This is a genomic window from Bacteroides sp. 224 (assembly GCF_010500995.1).
GTDB lineage: Bacteria > Bacteroidota > Bacteroidia > Bacteroidales > Bacteroidaceae > Bacteroides.
On the sequence record NZ_QVMK01000014.1, the window covers coordinates 65556 to 83816 of the forward strand.

18 protein-coding genes are annotated in these 18261 nt (G+C 41.5%); 10 read left to right on the forward strand and 8 right to left on the reverse strand.

The window, feature by feature from the left end; genetic code table 11:
• Positions 1-23: 23 nt before the first annotated feature.
• Genes D0T60_RS08845 through D0T60_RS08855 form a run of 3 tightly spaced genes read right to left on the reverse strand, consistent with a single transcriptional unit; the run spans position 24 to position 2356 of the window.
• Positions 24-857: a hypothetical protein gene (locus D0T60_RS08845; RefSeq protein ID WP_163217818.1), complete on the reverse strand. Its 834-nt coding sequence runs from the start codon at positions 855-857 to the stop codon at positions 24-26.
• A complete protein-coding gene (locus tag D0T60_RS08850) occupies positions 847-1455 on the reverse strand; it encodes an RNA polymerase sigma factor (protein WP_163217819.1) in 609 nt (202 codons plus the stop codon). Before D0T60_RS08850 ends, D0T60_RS08845 begins: the two co-directional genes overlap by 11 nt.
• Complete coding sequence (locus D0T60_RS08855; protein ID WP_163217820.1) at positions 1424-2356, reverse strand: caspase family protein; 933 nt, start codon at positions 2354-2356, stop codon at positions 1424-1426. Before D0T60_RS08855 ends, D0T60_RS08850 begins: the two co-directional genes overlap by 32 nt.
• Before the next feature lie 541 nt (positions 2357-2897).
• Here D0T60_RS08855 and D0T60_RS08860 point away from each other — a divergent pair.
• Positions 2898-3281, forward strand: coding sequence for an HU family DNA-binding protein (locus D0T60_RS08860; protein WP_163217821.1), 384 nt, complete (start codon positions 2898-2900; stop codon positions 3279-3281).
• 8 nt (positions 3282-3289) lie between these two features.
• A complete protein-coding gene (locus tag D0T60_RS08865) occupies positions 3290-5374 on the forward strand; it encodes a BT4734/BF3469 family protein (RefSeq protein WP_163217822.1) in 2085 nt (694 codons plus the stop codon).
• A gap of 201 nt (positions 5375-5575) precedes the next feature.
• Here the strand turns inward: D0T60_RS08865 and D0T60_RS08870 are convergent, their stop codons facing one another.
• On the reverse strand, positions 5576-5977 hold the full coding sequence (locus tag D0T60_RS08870) for a hypothetical protein (RefSeq protein ID WP_163217823.1): 402 nt from the start codon (positions 5975-5977) through the stop codon (positions 5576-5578).
• A 275-nt stretch (positions 5978-6252) separates the two neighbouring features.
• On the opposite strand from D0T60_RS08870, the gene D0T60_RS08875 reads away from it, so the two are divergent.
• Genes D0T60_RS08875 through D0T60_RS08895 form a run of 5 tightly spaced genes read left to right on the forward strand, consistent with a single transcriptional unit; the run spans position 6253 to position 10611 of the window.
• The gene (locus D0T60_RS08875) at positions 6253-7332 is read left to right on the forward strand and encodes a BACON domain-containing protein (protein WP_163217824.1); all 1080 of its coding nucleotides are present in this window, start codon (positions 6253-6255) and stop codon (positions 7330-7332) included.
• A 15-nt stretch (positions 7333-7347) separates the two neighbouring features.
• Positions 7348-8133, forward strand: coding sequence for a hypothetical protein (locus tag D0T60_RS08880; RefSeq protein ID WP_163217825.1), 786 nt, complete (start codon positions 7348-7350; stop codon positions 8131-8133).
• A 10-nt stretch (positions 8134-8143) separates the two neighbouring features.
• Entirely contained in the window at positions 8144-9160 is a 1017-nt protein-coding gene (locus D0T60_RS08885) for a fasciclin domain-containing protein (protein ID WP_163217826.1), read from the forward strand.
• A 25-nt stretch (positions 9161-9185) separates the two neighbouring features.
• On the forward strand, positions 9186-9587 hold the full coding sequence (locus tag D0T60_RS08890) for a hypothetical protein (protein ID WP_163217827.1): 402 nt from the start codon (positions 9186-9188) through the stop codon (positions 9585-9587).
• A 13-nt stretch (positions 9588-9600) separates the two neighbouring features.
• Positions 9601-10611 (forward strand): hypothetical protein, encoded by a 1011-nt coding sequence (locus D0T60_RS08895; RefSeq protein WP_163217828.1) that lies wholly within the window; start codon positions 9601-9603, stop codon positions 10609-10611.
• A gap of 150 nt (positions 10612-10761) precedes the next feature.
• On the opposite strand, the gene hisS is transcribed toward D0T60_RS08895, so the two are convergent.
• Positions 10762-12123: a histidine--tRNA ligase gene (gene hisS, locus D0T60_RS08900; protein WP_163217829.1), complete on the reverse strand. Its 1362-nt coding sequence runs from the start codon at positions 12121-12123 to the stop codon at positions 10762-10764.
• Between the two features lie 117 nt (positions 12124-12240).
• On the opposite strand from hisS, the gene D0T60_RS08905 reads away from it, so the two are divergent.
• From D0T60_RS08905 to D0T60_RS08915, 3 genes are all read left to right on the forward strand, one after another.
• Positions 12241-13263 (forward strand): radical SAM/SPASM domain-containing protein, encoded by a 1023-nt coding sequence (locus tag D0T60_RS08905; RefSeq protein ID WP_163217830.1) that lies wholly within the window; start codon positions 12241-12243, stop codon positions 13261-13263.
• 18 nt (positions 13264-13281) lie between these two features.
• On the forward strand, positions 13282-14001 hold the full coding sequence (locus tag D0T60_RS08910; RefSeq protein ID WP_163217831.1) for an energy transducer TonB: 720 nt from the start codon (positions 13282-13284) through the stop codon (positions 13999-14001).
• 179 nt (positions 14002-14180) lie between these two features.
• Complete coding sequence (locus tag D0T60_RS08915) at positions 14181-15335, forward strand: metallophosphoesterase (protein ID WP_163217832.1); 1155 nt, start codon at positions 14181-14183, stop codon at positions 15333-15335.
• A 305-nt stretch (positions 15336-15640) separates the two neighbouring features.
• Here the strand turns inward: D0T60_RS08915 and D0T60_RS08920 are convergent, their stop codons facing one another.
• The 3 genes from D0T60_RS08920 to D0T60_RS08930 all read right to left on the reverse strand — a co-directional run bounded on the left by D0T60_RS08920 (position 15641) and on the right by D0T60_RS08930 (position 18210).
• Positions 15641-16330, reverse strand: a complete 690-nt coding sequence (locus D0T60_RS08920; protein ID WP_163217833.1) for a zinc metallopeptidase — start codon at positions 16328-16330, stop codon at positions 15641-15643.
• A gap of 123 nt (positions 16331-16453) precedes the next feature.
• On the reverse strand, positions 16454-17725 hold the full coding sequence (locus D0T60_RS08925) for an adenylosuccinate synthase (RefSeq protein ID WP_163217834.1): 1272 nt from the start codon (positions 17723-17725) through the stop codon (positions 16454-16456).
• The gene (locus D0T60_RS08930) at positions 17722-18210 is read right to left on the reverse strand and encodes a Fur family transcriptional regulator (RefSeq protein ID WP_163217835.1); all 489 of its coding nucleotides are present in this window, start codon (positions 18208-18210) and stop codon (positions 17722-17724) included. Before D0T60_RS08930 ends, D0T60_RS08925 begins: the two co-directional genes overlap by 4 nt.
• Positions 18211-18261 lie beyond the last annotated feature (51 nt).

Sequence of the window (18261 nt, forward strand, 5' to 3'; positions counted from 1 at the left end):
CTAATTATGAACATCTATCTATTTTAAAACCATTTCTTCCGTTTCTCTCTCTCTATCAATTCTTTAGCCCGATCTGCATATTTGGTATCTTCTTCCACTATTTTATTTAAGAGGAAGAGTGCTTGCTCTTTCTCTCCTTTCTTTAAGTAGATTAATGCCAAATACCATTCCGAAGTTGCGTGTAGTAACTGCCCTTTATTCATGACGGTAGTTAGTTGCTCGATAGCCTCATCGTACTGCTCGGCATTTATCAAACACATCGAATAATGAAACAAATCTTCATTGGGCACTTCCTCAGGTTCTACCCCCTGCATAGCCTCTTTATATATAAGGAGGGCGCGACTGTGATTGCCTACGTCATAACAAGCACTTGCTTCGTCAAGCCTTTGAAGAGTTTCTTCAGATAAATGAGTATCGCCTCTCGATGCGTATCCTCTATATTCGGGTATTTCGTAGTAATCGGCAAATAGCTGTTCGGTGGTGTAATACGGGCGAGTGCCCCAATAAAAGAATGCTCCTCCTGCAATGAAAACAAACAGCAACATTCGCATTGACCACTTAGCCGCCGTGTGCCATTTTTGCCGTGCCGCTACCGGTTTCTTCTTTTGTTGATAAGTATATGCGGCATCTTCTACCAACATAAGTACTTCGTCGGATACCGCTTCGTTCCACGTCGCTTCTTCTTTATCCCGATAGGCCAAAGCTATTTCTTTCATAAAAGCCACTTCGCTTGCCAGGCATTCGTCTTGCCTCATTTCTTGCTCAAACAAGCGTTGTTCCTCTTCCGGCATTTTATGCAATAGGTATGCAAGGATTCTATCTTGTCTTTCTTCTTCTCTGCGTTCCTTATCCGCCATACAAGTCCTCCTTTCTGATTTTTAGTTGCTCCAATTTCTGCCTGATTTGTTTGATGCAGTTAGAACGTTTGGTTTTGGTTGCATCCACCGTTCTTCCCAATGCTTCTGCAATGTCTTTCAGAGGAGCATCGACAAAGGTTAATGACAAAATAACATCGCAAGGTGCCTTCATGCCATTTACAATGCTCCGTATCAATCGCGAATCAATGGAGTGAAGCGCTTTTTCCTTTTCTACATCTGCCGGCAGATTCTTTAGTTCGTCTATACTTTCGGTGTAGCCATCATCTTTAAATTTCTTCATGTAAGAGATAGCCCTTTTGATGCCTACATTCAATAAGAATGTTTTTATATCTGCCCCATAAAATTGCAGCTTGCCCCGTTTGCTCCACTCAAACACAAACGCCAGGCTTTCATTATAAATAGAGTGCAACTCTTCTTCTGTAAGAAAAGCATATCTTTTTCGCATAAAGCCGCAGAAATAAGCGATGTACTTTTCGTAAATCAGGGCAATCTCTCTTCGGTCATGAGAGGCAATAGCCCTATTGACACGAAGAAATTCTTCTTGCTTATCGTGAGATGTTGAATGTTCTTGCTCCATGTGTGGTTTCGAGTGTCGGGGTTTGTTTTACATCTTCTTGTTTCAGGAGTATGGCTACTCTGTTAAGCAGTTTTTCGGCAAAAGACTGATAGGTCATTCCTTTGTTATCTTCTTTCATTAAAGCACTGAACACAAACGTCAGGAATCCGTAGCTCTTATTTGCTGCGCTGTCGAAGTATTCGAAGTTGGCTTCGGTTTCCTTGCAAGCCGAGAATACATGAACAGGGGCAAGACCGGCACCCTTTGTCAATACATTCTTCCATCTGGCCGGATCTGCCGGTGGTGTTTTATAGTTTTTCGGTGCAAAGGGGTAGGCTGTTCCGCGTAGATATCTATTCTTTGGTCTGCGAGCACCTGTTGCGCTATGGCAAGCATCGAGTAGTACAGTAACATTACCTTCCAGTCCTATTTTCTGCCTTATTTTATCTAACCATTCGCCCAATTCATCATCTCTTAAATGCTCTTCGCCTTCGTACACACCTTCTTCATATTTTCGCTGCGCATGGTAAAGCACAAACGCTTCGTCATACCCGTCTTCCTCGTCGCCGTTATCATCAAACATTTGTTGCCCATGACAAGAGAAGTGAATATAAATATAATCTCCCTTCCCGGCTACTCTTTCCATCTTTCTTAGTTGGTCTACCACTCCTTTTCGGGTGGCTTGCTCATTAAGCAAGAAGGTAGTGCCTCCCGAAGCAAACCCTTTCTGTTGCAACATTTGCCGGAGCAAAGCCACATCGTTAAGTGCATTCGTTATTCCCCATTCGCTACCGGACGGATAGTTTGATATAGCCACCACAAGCGCACGGTTGGTTTGCGCTATTAATGTATGAGGCACAAGCAAGAGAAATAGTATGTATAGAAACAGGACACGGGGTGTTGTCATAAGAAAGAAAACCATAAAGTATTACTCTCACAAAAATACAATTATCTTTTAATTACTTAAGTAGAAGTTCATAATTTGTTTATAAAGTACCCCCTCCGCCCTTTGGGCACCTCCCCCTTGCAGGGGAGGATCGGCGAGGCGCCGAAGCCAAGTTACACAGAGAATTTTACGCCAAAACCTAACGCACCTAACGCACTTGCCACTTATCAACCTATATACCAAATACTTAACGTGCGTTAGGTACCCCCCAAACACCTAACGCACCAATCACGCACCTAACGCACCCATCTTTTCATTGCAAAGCATTTTCGCAATCATAATATGTTACTAATCATCTTAAAGAAATAAACTCTTTCAAAGATGCTGTACCTACTATTATTTTTTGTATATTTGCATATAGAAAGAATAAATAAAAGACTTCTAAATATATGATTACCAGTATGCTTCAACCCAAAACACCCGGGTCTTTCAGGTTAAAACACCCGGGTCTTTTCGCCCGAAACACCCGGGTGTTTTGAAGTCGCACAATAAATAAACTAAATAAACAAAACAAACTATGCAAACGTATGTAGTTCGTCCTAAGATAGATAAAAGCGGCGCAAAAGAAAAGACACTTTATTATGGCGTGCCCATCATCTCGGGTCAGGTAGATGAAGAGCTATTGGCAGCGGAAATCTGCCACCGGAGTTCACTCACCGAAGCCGATGTATTGGCAGCCATCCACTCGTTGAAAGATCTCATTCAGGAGCATCTGCAACATGGCAACTCAGTGAAACTCAAAGGAATAGGAACTTTTTCCGTATCGGCCAGCAGCGAGGGCTGCGAAACACCGGAAGCCTGCACCCCGGCAAAAGTAAAAGCGCAACGAGTCTGCTTCCGGGCAGATAACCACTTGCGAGGGGTGCTTCACAAAATCAAATACATAAAATCTAATCGGTAAAAGGAATAATGAAAATAACACAATATCGCAACGACGAAAAAGCAAAGAAGCAAACTCTGCGCACGCTAAGCATGGAAACAGCACTAACGGCACTAAGAACAGAACCCAAAAGTCGCCCGGTGACCACCATGCGCAACCTACTATGCCATGCCCTACCGGGAAAAGAGTATGATTATGTGCAGAAGGTTCCGTGCCTGATTTTTGGCGGCGTATTTCATAAGGTAGGCAGCGACCGGGAAATGACCACCTACAACGGGCTGATTACGCTGGAAGTAAACAACCTTGCCCATATTAAAGAAGCTCAGGAACTGCGCAACCTGGCCGGCACGCTGCCACAAACCTTGCTCGCCTTTGTTGGCTCCAGTGGCAAGAGTGTAAAGATTCTGGTGCCCTTCACCCTGCCCGACGGCACGCTGCCTCAAACGCCCGAGTACATCCGTTTCTTTCATGCATACGCCTACCGCGAAGCGGTGAAATGGTATCAGCCTCAACTGAATATAGAGATTGAATTGCGGAAGCCAACTCCGGAAACAGCCGTACGCCTTAGCTACGACCCTACTCTTTATTATAATCCTCAGGCAGTTGCCATCCGCATTGAGCAACCTCTCCACGAGCCCGAAAACCCTACCTTTTCGGAAGTCAGAAAGCAGATGAGCGACCCACTCGAACGGCTTCTGCCGGGCTATGAGCGTTATTACATCATCGACAACCTTTTTGAAACGTCTTTATGGGATGCCATGAGTCAGATAAACGGCATCGACAGCGACCGGGATTTGCAGCCTTTCTTCACACGATTGGCCGAAAACTGCTTCCGGTCGGGCATCCCCGAAGAAGATGCCTTGCGCTATACCTTGTGCAAATGGGATCTACGCAATTACGAACTATTGGCACGCAACTCCTTTCGGACAGCATACGGCTTAGGCAAAATATTTGGCGACAAACCTTGCATTACCTCTACCATGACCCTCATTGCCCGGTTAGACGAATTTATGCAGCGTCGCTACCGCCTGCGCCGGAACACGGTGAAGGGAGTAGTGGAGTATCATGAACGGAAGTCTTTCCGGTTCGACTTTAATCCGCTCACCAAACAGGCCATCAACAGCATCACCATGAATGCCCTCTCGGAAGGTATTCCTGCTTGGGATGCCGACATTAAAAGGTATCTCGAATCGGACAAGGTGCTCAGCTACAACCCCATCGAAGAATACTTGTTGGCACTTCCCGGTTGGGACGGGAAAGATTACATCCGCGAACTGGCCAATCGCATCAAGTGCCATAATCCGCGTTGGGCCGATCTGTTCTACACCTGGTTTCTTTCTATGGTAGCCCACTGGCAACAAAAAGACCGTCAGCACGCCAACAGCGCCCTGCCTTTGCTGGTAGGCGATCAGGGTTGTGGAAAATCTACGTTCTGCCTAAACTTGCTTCCTCCCGAACTGCGCGATTATTATACCGACAGCATCGACTTTAGCAACCGTCGGGATGTAGAGCTGGCACTGAACCGCTTCGCACTGATTAATATGGACGAATTCGATTCCATCAGTCCCTCCTATCAGGGCTTTATGAAGCATATCATTCAGAAAGCAGTTGTCCAAACTCGTCGCCCACATGGTAGCACCACCGAGAAGCTGCGTCGTTATGCCACATTCATCGCCACCAGCAATAATTTCGATTTACTGACCGACCCTACCGGTAGTCGCCGTTTTATTTGCATCGAGGTAGATGGAATTATCGACTATCAGCAGCCCGTCAACCACAAGCAACTATATGCACAGGCCGTACACGCCTTACAGCAAGATGAACGTTATTGGTTTACACACGAAGAGGAGGCTTATATCACCCGAAGCAACCTGAATTTTCAACACACCAGCCCGGAAGAGGAGTATATATATGCGTACTTCCGCTCACCCGTCAGCGGAGAGAGTCACGAGGAACTAACCTGTGCAGAGATATTGGAAAGAATCAGCACACGGAAACCAAACTTTAAATGCACACGAACGGCAGCAATTAAGTTAGGAAAGGCAATGAAGGCGAAGTTTAAATCGAGAAGAGCACACCGGGGATGGGTGTATGAGGTGGTGGAGATGGGGTGATACGAGTTTCAATGAGGCTCATAAATATAAAGAAAATAAGTGATTGAACTAGCCTCACCCCGACCCTCTCCAAAGGAGAGGGGAAAGAGGTTACAGATCGCGCATGAATAGCTTGCATAGTGTTTCTCCAGCTCCCTCTCCTTTGGAGAGGGTTGGGGTGAGGCTTTTCCCTCAAAACGATATATCTCTACCAATTCCTCCTCACCCCTTCTTCGGTTTCTTTTGCCCGGCAGTAACAATCGTCCAATCCGCCTCTTTCAGTCTACGGATTTCGTTTCTTAAAGATATGTTTTCTTCTAAAAGTCGGTCGGCTTTCGCCTCCATTTCTTTGTAAAGGCGATAAATGGAAGATTCATTAAATAGCTGATCCGCCTCTATCGGTTGCTCCAACCTAAGCATAGAACCGTTTCCGGTAATCAGCCATTCGGGGTTAATATCCCGACAATAGTCGATAATTTTATTTATAACACCTTCTCCCATATCTGCACCACGCTTCTTCTGGATACTAAGGTACCCATTAGATAGCCCCATATCCTTTTCAATAGAAGAAGGTTTAAGTTTTTTCTGATCAAGATATAAGTATAATCGTTCAATTGCTTTCATTTTACACTCGAATATTTTCGGTTTATCGCTTGCAAATCCGACAATAGTCGATATATTTGCAGATTATTCTATCGGAAGAATGCCTAAAGTTACAAACTAACATTTGAAAATGAAATATATGGCAAAGCTTTTTCGACCATACACTTTAAACAATAGAGAAGCGTTGTATTTGTTAACAAACCACAAAACAGAACTTCAAGCCCTTACCTTTTTCAGCAATAGCATCTTAACTAAGACATACAATAATTCAAACTATAACAAAAAAAATGAAGTACATGAAAAAGATTAGCGCATTATCAGCAGTAATATTCCTGTTACTGTGTATGACTGCTTGTAGCAGCGACGACGAAAAAGTGCCTACCATTGTAGCAAACAATCAACAAGCATTGCAACAAGTGGCTTATGCCGACGACATACAAGGCGAAAGCACCGTAAGTTTCACCACCCTCGGGGCATGGCACTCTGTTATTAAAGATGCCTCAACCACACGCGAAGGCTCCTCGAAAAGCAGTAACTGGGTTTCCATATCTCCGAATAGTGGAGATAAAGCAGGTGTTTACAATATCAACATTACGCTAACGCCCAATGAAAGTGGCGAAAACCGCTCGGCCATCATTTCCATTATTTGCGGAGATCAGGAGATTGAAATTAGTGTTTCGCAAAAAGGAGTAACAAAGGAAGAGGAAAAAAACGGGGAGGAACAGAAAGAAACAGAAGGCATTGTAAAGAAAATAAATGGAGAAACCGTTGTTTATATGGATTTTGAAAGCGTTCTTATTGCAAAGCAAATAGGGGAAAAGTTATACCCTACCAAATCTTATTCTTCTACAGAATGGGGATATATAATTTCAAAAGACTACTATAACCGAGAATGGCGTTGCGATTATGAATATGAACATTTAGGACATCTTGCTCAAACAAGCACTTATTTAACAACCCAAGAAGGTTCCAATAAATGCTTAGCATTATACTATTGGGATAGCAACAAACTTTCCTACATACGTGGAGATCAAAACGGAGTAAGTCGCGATGGTTACTTACGTACCAACCTTACATACGGAAGTACAAAATACACACTTGGAAATATTGATATAAATTGGTTATTAGCAACAGATGAATACTACATAGATTTACCTGTATCAGCCATCGGTATAAAAACTACAAAAAATGAAAACCTTCTTATTGAGAAAACACAAATAGAAGAAAAAGGAGATGGTAAATACAACTATAAATATACCTATCGATATGTATTTAATGAGGCCGGATACATCACTGAAATCTACGAAACCAGAGAACATTCAGTTTTTGAGAATTCTAAAGAAGAAGAGCGACTTATTTACACTTTTGAATATTAAAACCTTCATAACATTATGGAAGATATCACCGCAATTTGCATTTTAGTAGCCTTAGGCTTTGCTATTCTACACATTATCTATGATTTCTTTATCAAGAAAAAGTTCGCTGCCTATCAGGTTGACGATTTTCGGAAGATACGGTTAGATGCCAACCTGCCCGAATTCAGCTCGGAAGAGGAAAACAACCGCGCCTCCAACCTACTGGAAGAGGTATACGAAAGCTGGCCGGTAGTAGAAGTTACCGAAGACGACGAACTGCACGCCCCACTCACCGGCAAACAGATGAAAGCCTCTACTGCATTGCTGAAAGAAGTAATTACCATTGCTCCTACCGAAGAAGATCTGACCGAACGCCTAAACGAACTATCGGGAGTGGTAAACAGTGCCAATAAGCGCTGCTTCAACGGATCGAAAACATTGGTTATCTCTGCACTCGCCATTTATATACTGCTCTCGCTCATTTCGGGCACTTGGGCAGGTGCTACCTTCTTTATTGGCAGCATTGTTTTCTACATCTTGGCAAGCATGACACCTACATTCATGATTAACAAAAGAATAATGAGTGCCAGTGACGGCAAACGCAGCTTTATGACTTCAATTATAGGCGGACTGTTTGGAAGCGTAGCTACAGCCAAAACCATAAAGTATGTCAACAAAAATACGGGCGAAGTAGTAGATACCGACAACAGTGACACTTGGATTAAACTTGCTTTCACCTTTATCGTATTGGTGTTTGTCAGCTTCTTTATCGCAGTAATCGGATTGATTAATTATGTACGCAATTATTGGTTGTATATTTAAAAAGAAACTTATGAACTACTTAAAAAGAAACATATTTCTTTTACCAGCTATACTTTTGTTCCTTTCTGCTTGTTCGGATTCGGACACAGGTGATTCAGAAGAAAATGATTCAACAAATATAGAAACCATCTTATCGGAATTAGAGAAAGAAACTGATATTAGCATTTTTACTGAGTCGCTAAAATCTGCCGATTTGCAGGATATAAATGGGCCTGTTACCATTTTTGCTATACAGAACGATGCCCTCAGCACTCGCAGTTCAAAGGCTACAATGGCCATCGGCAAGGATGAATTATTGTACCATATTATAAAAGGAGCATACAGCGATCTATCTCAAATCAGCAATATGACTACACTTAACAAACAAAGTGTTGATATAGAAACTATTTATGTAAAAAATACTCCCTATACTTATGTGAATGATGTTATTATAAACTCTTCACCAACAATATTAGAAGGAGGAAATGTACTATATAAAACAAATCTGTCTTTGTTATTGAGTAGAACACCACCATCCAAAAACAACAATGAAGAATATATTGACTGGCTCGCCATGAAGTTAGAAGGAGAGTGGATTCTGGTAGATAATGAATCATACAATATCTACGTTGAAGATTACAACAAAAAAGAAATTACACCAATAGATTCGAAAGATTCTCGACGATATCAGTATAGAGAAATATTCGAGCGAGACAGAACGTATTACAGCAAAGGAATGTTGGGTAAATATGAAGCTGTTTACAACAAGGAAGAACACAGCATTATCAAAGGGACTGGCTCCAGGGCCGACAAAGCTTGGTTTGGTTTAAGTACATCTGACAATCAAGAGATTGCCTTATCCGGAAGAACGGTATTGTCTAATGGGCAATCATATCCGGTAGGAACGATGCATATTGATGAGAACTTTGGTATAGGATCGCACATGAAATATATTATTTGTTCGCCGGGATACAGTTTAAATCCTCCAATGCTATACCCGGCGGAACGAGATTCTTTGGTTTACATCTTCCAAAAAATCTGTAATTAGTAGTTAACTATAAATTAAAGAAATTATGAAAGCAATTAAAACATTTTTATTTCTTTTCGCTATTATTTTACTTACAGCTTGCAGCAGCACCTCCAACCCTACAAAATTGGCAGAAAAGTTTGCCACAGCATATCTTAATGCTGATTATGACAAATGCAACAAGATGATGGAAGAGGAAGAGTTTACTCCTTCGAGTGAAATGTCTAAATTCGAAAAAGAGGCCGTCAAAGCAATGAAAGAGGAAGCTAAAAAAAAGAAATATGTGCTTACAATAGATGAAGATTCTTCTGATATAGACGAAGATAGCGCAACCATCTATTTTGATATCACCTCGAAAACGGACCCTGAGTTTAAGGAAACAATAAGAGTAAATATTGAGAAAGACGATAACAACAAGTGGGTGGTTGACGGATTCAAACAATTATAATCGGCATAAACAAATGAAAACAAAAAGCATATTCATTCTATCATTCATAGTAATGGTGGCGTTTACAACGGAAACATCGGCACAAGGCTGGCTCAACAAAGCTCTTAAAAAGGTGGAAGATGTAACAAAGATAGTGGATGGAGCTGTAAACAGTTTGGATGGAAGCCCAGCAGAAGAGACAGAAAAACAAACAGCCACTTCTAACAACATCGGTGCAACCATTAAATGCAGCAACAAAAATCTGAATATTCAATTCGAAAGCTGCATCAGAGATGGCAAGCTCACTGTACTATCCTATTATGTTACCAATAATGGCAACGACTTGAAGCTGAACTATATAGGGCGCACAAATGTGGTTTCGGGACAAACTGCAACTTCTTTCTACGACAACGAAGGCAAACAGTACAAATGGACCGACATAACCTTTGGCGAAGAGCGATACAATGGCACAGAGTGGCTGGCTCCCGTAGTGCTGCCACAAGGAGTTAAAATAAAATGTACCGTCGTTTTGGCAAACGTAAGCAAAACAGCCAAACAATTAAACAGAGCAACAGTTACGGGTTGGGATTTTGTTCTCCAATTCAACAACGTGCCTATTTATACGGTAGACCAAACATTGGCAAAAGACAATGTAATTCTCAAGAAGGAAAATCCGGTGGGAGGACTGGCAGAAAAAGCACACAAAGAAACATATACAATAGAATCGGTTACCATCACCGAAAATAATACGCAAATTCGTGTTTTAGTTCAGGCTCCACAAATTAACAATATACAAATCACACCGGGATACAACCCTGATATTGAATTAAAAGCAGACGGGAAAAGTTATGCTCTATTAAACGCTTTCGGTGTATCAAAGCATTGGCTATATACCCAATATTATACTCTTGAAGCAGGGCAATCGGGATATATTGATCTTGTTTTCGAGAAAATCCCCGAAACTACCCAAACAATCAGTATTCAGTCTGAAGACTTACTTTGGAAATCGGTTTGGCTTGTAGATCCACCAAAGCCCGGTGCATAATACACACGATAACCGCAAGTGAATTACGCTTCAGGTGTATAACATCACTCCCGAATTAACGTTCGTAAAACCAAAAAATAAGTTTGTTTGGATTATTTGCTTTGAGCTTACCCTCGCCCTTTGGGCGAGGAAGCTCTACAGCTCATATTTTTACTTCAAAGCCTGAATCAGTTCATCAATCGTCACCAGATTCTGCTCTCCCTTCTCCATATCCTTAAGCATCACCTTGCCGGCATTCATTTCATCCTCGCCCACAATGGCTACAAAAGGGATATTCTTATTGTTGGCGTAAGTCATTTGCTTCTTCATCTTAGATGAATCGGGGAAAAGTTCGGCTGTAATACCTGCCGCTCTTACTTTCATTAACACCCCCATACAGTAAGCGGCTTCTTTCTCTCCGAAGTTCACAAAGAGTAGTTTGGTTGCATTTACTGCTTCTTTGGGATATAGTTCCAGTTGATTAAGTACATCAAATATTCGGTCGGCACCAAAAGAGATTCCCACACCCGATACGCCGGACAAGCCGAATACTCCTGTCAGATTATCATAGCGGCCTCCACCTGTGATACTGCCAATTTGCACATCAAGGGCTTTGACTTCAAAAATGGCTCCGGTGTAGTAGTTTAGTCCGCGTGCTAATGTCAGGTCAAGCTCTATTTCGTTTTTAATACCAAGTGCACTTAGGGTGGTAAGAATAAATTCGCTTTCTTCTACTCCTTTTATTCCGGTTTCGCTACCTGCCAACACATTCTTCAAGGTTGCCAACTTCTCTGCATTAGAACCACTCAAGAGAATAATGGGTTGCAACTTAGCAATGGCTTCTTCGCTAATGCCCTTCTCGGCCAGTTCCTTGTTTACATTGTCAAGACCTATCTTGTCTAACTTATCAATGGCTACGGTGATGTCTACGATTTTATCCGATTCGCCAATGATTTCTGCAATACCCGATAAGATCTTACGATTATTAATTTTGATGCAAACGCGAATATCAAAACGGGTAAACACCTCGTCTACTATTTGCATCAACTCTACTTCGTTCAGTAAAGAGTCGCTGCCCACCACATCGGCATCACATTGATAAAATTCGCGATAGCGCCCTTTCTGCGGACGGTCGGCACGCCATACGGGTTGTATCTGGTAGCGTTTAAAAGGAAAACTGATTTCATTCTGGTGCATCACCACATAACGGGCAAAAGGAACAGTTAAGTCATAACGAAGTCCCTTTTCGCAGAATTTGCTTGCCAGCTTGGCGGCATCACGACTCAACAACTCTTCGTCTGAGATTCCCTTGAAGTAATCGCCCGAGTTTTGTATTTTAAAAAGCAGTTTGTCACCTTCTTCCCCATATTTCCCCATCAAGGTAGAGAGCATTTCCATAGATGGTGTTTCTATCTGCTGAAATCCGTACAGATGATATACGTCACGAATTGTATTGAATATATAATTACGCTTCGCCATCTCTACCGGCGAAAAATCACGCGTACCTTTGGGTATACTGGGTTTTGCTGCCATACATTTTATCTATTAAAATTATTTTTGAAATCGCAAAGGTACAACAAATTAGGTGTTGGCTTAAACTTTTATATCTTTTTTTGCCTTGCGTTGGTTTCATTTTTATACATTTGCTGTATGAGTCAAAGCTATCTGAAACATGCCATCATAGAGCTTACCACCGAGTGCAATCTTCAATGCAAACACTGTTACAACTGGTGGAAACAAGAAGAACAGTCTTCTCAAAAGCAGAATTCTTATAAAAAAGCATTCTGTCTGCTCGATTTTTTAATAAAACACACCACTGTTAAGCACATCACTTTTACCGGTGGGGAGCCAACCATCAGCGAGCGTTTTATCGAATTAGTGCTTCATGCCAAGATAAACGGGAAAAGCGTTACCGTCATTACTAATGGGAACGGATCACCTCAGATTTACAAGCAACTGGCTTCTATGAAAGTTAATATGCTTGAATTCTCCATCCATTCCTCTCGTCCCGATATTCACGACGGGATAACACAAAAGCCGGGTTCATGCGAAAAAGCAATCAAAGAAATGAAGGATGCTTTATCTCAAGGAATATCTGTTACACCGGTAGTTGTTATTACTGCAACAAACCATCAATACGTAGAAGAAACCATACTTTATTTCTTTCGGCAAGGAATAAAATCCGTAATGGTAAACAGATATAACTTAGGAGGAGAAGGTTTGAACAATCCAAACTTATCGGCCACAGCTCAACAGCTACGAGATACTTTCGGCAAATTAAACACATTGGCCAAGTATTACGACATCCGTATATTCTCGGGCGTATGTACGCCTCACTGCATTCTCAACCCGGACGACTACCCCCTGATTCGCTTTGGAGCTTGTTCCGGACAGGTAGAACAACGTCCTTTGACTTTCGACCTGGATGGCAACCTACGCTTATGCAATCACTCTCCTATTATTGCCGGAAATATTTATAAGGAATCTTTCGAGGAGATTTTTGCTTCTTCGTATATTAAAGAATGGAGCGATCTGAGCATTCCCTTTTGCCAAGGATGTACTCATCTTGCAAGATGCAAAGGAGGGTGCAGGGCTGCCTCAGAGCAAGTAGGTCATTCTCTGAAGCAGGAAGATCCTATCATTCGGGAATTAGGCGGAACCCCTTTTTTATAACTCAAATACTTAGAAAACATGAAGAAACTATTTTATCATAAAGTGTATAATATCTTGCTGTTTCTATCTAACAGGTTCAGCAATCGTCAGATTTTGAAATATAAAGTTTTGGTGGGAAGTGCCTTATTAGCAATGACAAGCAGTTGCCAATCTCCCAAAAATAGTTCTAAGGAGAATCAACCAACAGCCTCAACAGACAGCATACAGGAAGAGCAAAATCCGGATGACGTAGAAATACTGTGTTATGAACCTGCAGTCATACGCATTGACAGCCTGGAAGAAGAAGAACCAACAGCAACCTGTTATGTTATGTTACCGGAACCGGAACCAGAGATAGAGCCAGAGGAGACAGATTTTATTATGTGCTATGACATTTCTGTAGACGATCTTGAACCGGACACTATTCAAGAAGACCCCAATCGTATCTATGAAATAGTAGAACAGATGCCAGAGTTTCCCGGAGGCTTAGATTCCCTGATGCACTATATAAGAAAGAACCTCAAATACCCCTGCTTTACAGGAGATTATGCCATAGAAGGCAGAGTTATTGTTCGGATTGTAGTAGAAAAAGACGGTACTATCTCTTCCCCGCAAATTCTTCGTTCCGTCGACGAGTTCTTAGACAAAGAAGCATTGAGGCTTATACGCGAAATGCCTAAATGGAAACCGGGACAACATAACGGAAAAACAGTCAGAGCTAATTACGTTATTCCTTTTATGTTTAAACGACTTGAGTAACATACGGAGTTAGATTAGATACAATTTAAAAAGGAAGAAGGAACTTCATTGATTCTGTGTTTATTTGCACATCTCACTATTTTTAGCGAATATTGCAGAAATAAACCAAGTTTAAAAAGATTAGATATAAAGCTATATCATATCCTAATTTTGGCAACAACAATTGCTGACTAATAATCATGAAAAAAACATTAATCTTTTTATTTAGTCTGATATCATCTTTGGCATCAGCTCAAATTAAGATAACACATGGACCTTACCTCTGTGATATGACTACAGATGGTGTTACAGTGGTGTGGACAACCAACAAACCAGCACTCTCGTGGGTAGAAATGGCGCCGGACGATGGAAAAAGTTTCTACAGCACCGAGCAACCTAAGTACTTTGAAACTGTTGCCGGACGGAAACAAGCCCACAAAACCCTGCACCGAATACGTCTATCGAACCTCAACCCGGCCACCAATTACCGCTATCGGATATTCTCGCGCGAAGTGTTGAATTGGAATGCCGGCAATAATGTGCAATACGGCCAAACAGCATCGAGCAATGTATACAGTAAAAAACCATTTCTATTCAAAACATATCCCGACAGCAATGAACGAGTGTCTTTTTTAGTCATGAACGATATACACGGCAGAGCTGCCTTTATGAAAGATCTTTGCAAAGATGTCGACTTCAAGCAGTTTGCCTTTGTATGTATGAATGGTGATATGGCCAACTTCATCGAGAGTGAGGAACAAATATTTAAAGACTTCATCGATGCCTCTGTCGATATGTATGCCTCCGAAACGCCGATCTTGTTTGCACGGGGAAATCATGAAACCCGGGGCGTTTTCTCAGACAGCCTGATAGATTATTTCCCAACTCAAGACGGAAAGACTTACCAACACTACAAGGTAGGCACAGTATCCATACTGGTATTGGATGGCGGAGAAGATAAACCCGACTCGGATATTGAATACAACGGACTGGCCCATTATGATGCTTATCGGGCAGAAGAAGCCAAATGGTTGGAAAAGGTGGTACAAACAGACGACTTCAAGAATGCCTCAGCGCGTATCGTCTTCCTACATATACCTCCTTATGGAGACTGGCACGGAAATGTACAGCTCAAAAAACACTTTGTACCGATATTAAATAAGGCAGGCATTGATGTTATGTTCTCAGGTCACACCCATAGGTATTCGTTCCACCCAAAGAATGAAGAAGTACAGTTCCCGGTGGTGGTTAATGGCAACAAAAGCTATGTAAGATGCGACATTGATAACAATAAAATCCGGGTAGAGGTAGTGGGTGAAGATGGTAAAAGCGTCCAAACGCTCCATATAAACTAGAATTTAGGTACATCTCACAAAGCTTTCTAATGAACAAAGTGTCTTTCAGCCGCATGGTTGTAGCACATATATAACACTTTTCATGTCAGATTTTTCCACGGCCGCGGCAAAGTTTTGTCACGGCCGTGGAAGAATCTTGTTGCGGCCGCGGCAAATTCTCGTTGCGGCCGTGGCAAAAGCTTGTTACGGCCGTAGCAAAATCTCTTGCACGAACCACTACATAAACTAAAAGAAGAAACGGCACAAAAGACATCGTCTTCTGTACCGTTTCCGAATATATATAAAGTATGTAATGTAGCCGTTATTTAATCTCTTCTTCCTAAGAAAATCATAATATAATAAATCAATGTAGCTAATGAGCCAAGTGCAGCTACCACATAAGTATATGCTGCAGAACGCAATGCATCTTCTGCCTGTGTATGATTAGAAGAATTTGTGATTCCTGCGCGACTTAACCATACTAAGGCACGTTTACTTGCATCAATCTCCACCGGAAGAGTAACAAAGCTGAAAAGGGTAGTCATGGCAAATAAAATAATACCGGCAAGTAATAGCTGAGGAAATGTATTTATCATTAAAATACCTCCCAACAGCACCCAAGTCATGATACTTGAAGCAAAACTAACTACCGGCACCAATTTGCTACGCATAGTTAAAGGAGCATAAGCCTTAGCATGTTGCACAGCATGACCACATTCGTGAGCAGCTACCGCGGCAGCCTTTATACTATTGCTTGCATATACACCTTCGCTTAAATTCACCGTTTTATTGGTGGGGTTGTAATGGTCTGTCAAAGTACCGGGGGTATGTGTTACTTTTACATCATAAATGCCGTTATCCTGAAGCATTTGAATTGCGACATCACGCCCCGTCATTCCATTCATCGTTGGAACCTTTGAATACTTCTTGAATTTACTCTGCAAATTTAATTGCACCAGATAGCTAACCAAAGCTATCGCTCCAAATATTATAAGTCCTGTTGCATTAAATACCATATTCTTTTCTATTTAAGTTATTACTACTTAATAACATAACAAAGAGTTTGCCAAATTTATCCAAAAAAAAACAGGAAAGCCAAATCAGCTCTCCTGTTTTTAGGAAGAATTATTGTTTTTATATTATTCTTCGGTATAACGTTCTATCGTTTGTGCCCTATCGGGACCTACAGACACGATTTTTATTTCTACCCCAAGTTGTTCTTCAAGGAAGGTGAGGTATGCATTAAATTCTTCGGGGAATTCATCTTCGCTCTGCATATTTGTCATATCCATCTCCCAGCCTGGCAATTCTACATAAACAGGCTCTACATTATTATCAATGCTGTAAGGGAAATAATCTATTTCTTCGCCATTCATTTTATAGGCTACACAAGCTTTAATGAGCGGGAACGTATCAAGCACGTCACTCTTCATCATAATTAGCTTTGTAACACCGTTCACCATGATTGAATATCTTAAAGCAACCAAGTCGATCCAGCCGCAACGACGTTTACGTCCGGTAACAGAACCAAACTCATGTCCTAAAGTACAAATCTTATCTCCGGTTTCATCGAATAGTTCGGTTGGGAATGGTCCTGCTCCTACTCTTGTGCAATATGCTTTGAAGATTCCATAAACCTCTCCTATTTTATTGGGAGCAATACCCAAACCGGTACAAGCACCGGCACATACGGTATTGGAAGAGGTTACAAATGGATAAGAGCCAAAATCGATATCCAGCATCGTTCCCTGAGCACCTTCGCAAAGCACGGTTTTGTTGTCGCGAAGCAGATTGTTAATTTCGTGCTCGCTATCTACCAAAGTAAAGCTTTTCAGGTATTCAATGCCTTGCATCCAATCTTTTTCAAGTTCTGTTAAATCATACTCATAGTTCAATGATTTAAGAATTTGCTCATGACGTTTCTTGGCTTCTGCATATTTCTGTTCGAAGTTCTCAAGGATATCTCCTACACGAACTCCGTTGCGACTTACTTTATCTGTATAAGTAGGGCCGATTCCTTTTCCGGTAGTTCCTACTTTTGCATCACCTTTAGCAGCTTCGTAAGCAGCATCCAGCATACGGTGTGTAGGCAGAATAAGATGAGCTTTCTTTGATATATGGAGTCTATCTTTCAGTTTATGACCGGTAGCTTCCAATGCTTCTGCCTCTGCTTTAAACAGCGCAGGGTCTAACACAACACCATTTCCGATGATATTTACCTTATCACCCTGAAATATTCCGGAGGGAATGGATCGAAGCACATATTTTTGTCCTTCAAACTCAAGTGTATGGCCTGCATTGGGACCGCCTTGAAAGCGTGCCACGACATCATATCTCGGAGTTAACACGTCGACTACTTTTCCTTTTCCTTCGTCGCCCCATTGCAAACCTAACAGAACATCTACTTTCATTTCTCTTTCTTTGGGTTATTATTTTTCTTCTTTCGTTTATTTTTCCGGTCGCACTTCGCACAAATACCATAAATATAAAGCGAATAATGAGAGGATTGAAACCGGGTTAACTTTGTATTTTCAATAACACTCTGCAATGCTTCATTCTGAAATTCCATCACCGTACCACACTGCATACAAATTTGATGATGATGCGTATCGCGGTTATACGATTTCTCGTATTGCGAGGAACTGGAAAACTGATGCTTTATCACCAGCTTTGCATTAATAAGCAAAATGATAGTATTATAGAGAGTGGCGCGACTTACCCGAAAATTTTCATGGTCTTTCATCCGGGAATAAAGCATATCAACATCAAAATGTCCGTCTATGGAATAAATGGTATCGAGTATCGCATAACGTTCGGGGGTTTTACGATGCCCGTTCATTTTCAGATATTCCGTAAATATCTGCTTTACTGTATCTTTAACATCTTCAATTTCCATAATAGCGCCAACAAAGTTAATCGTTTTTTATAGAAAGGGAAGTATTAACAG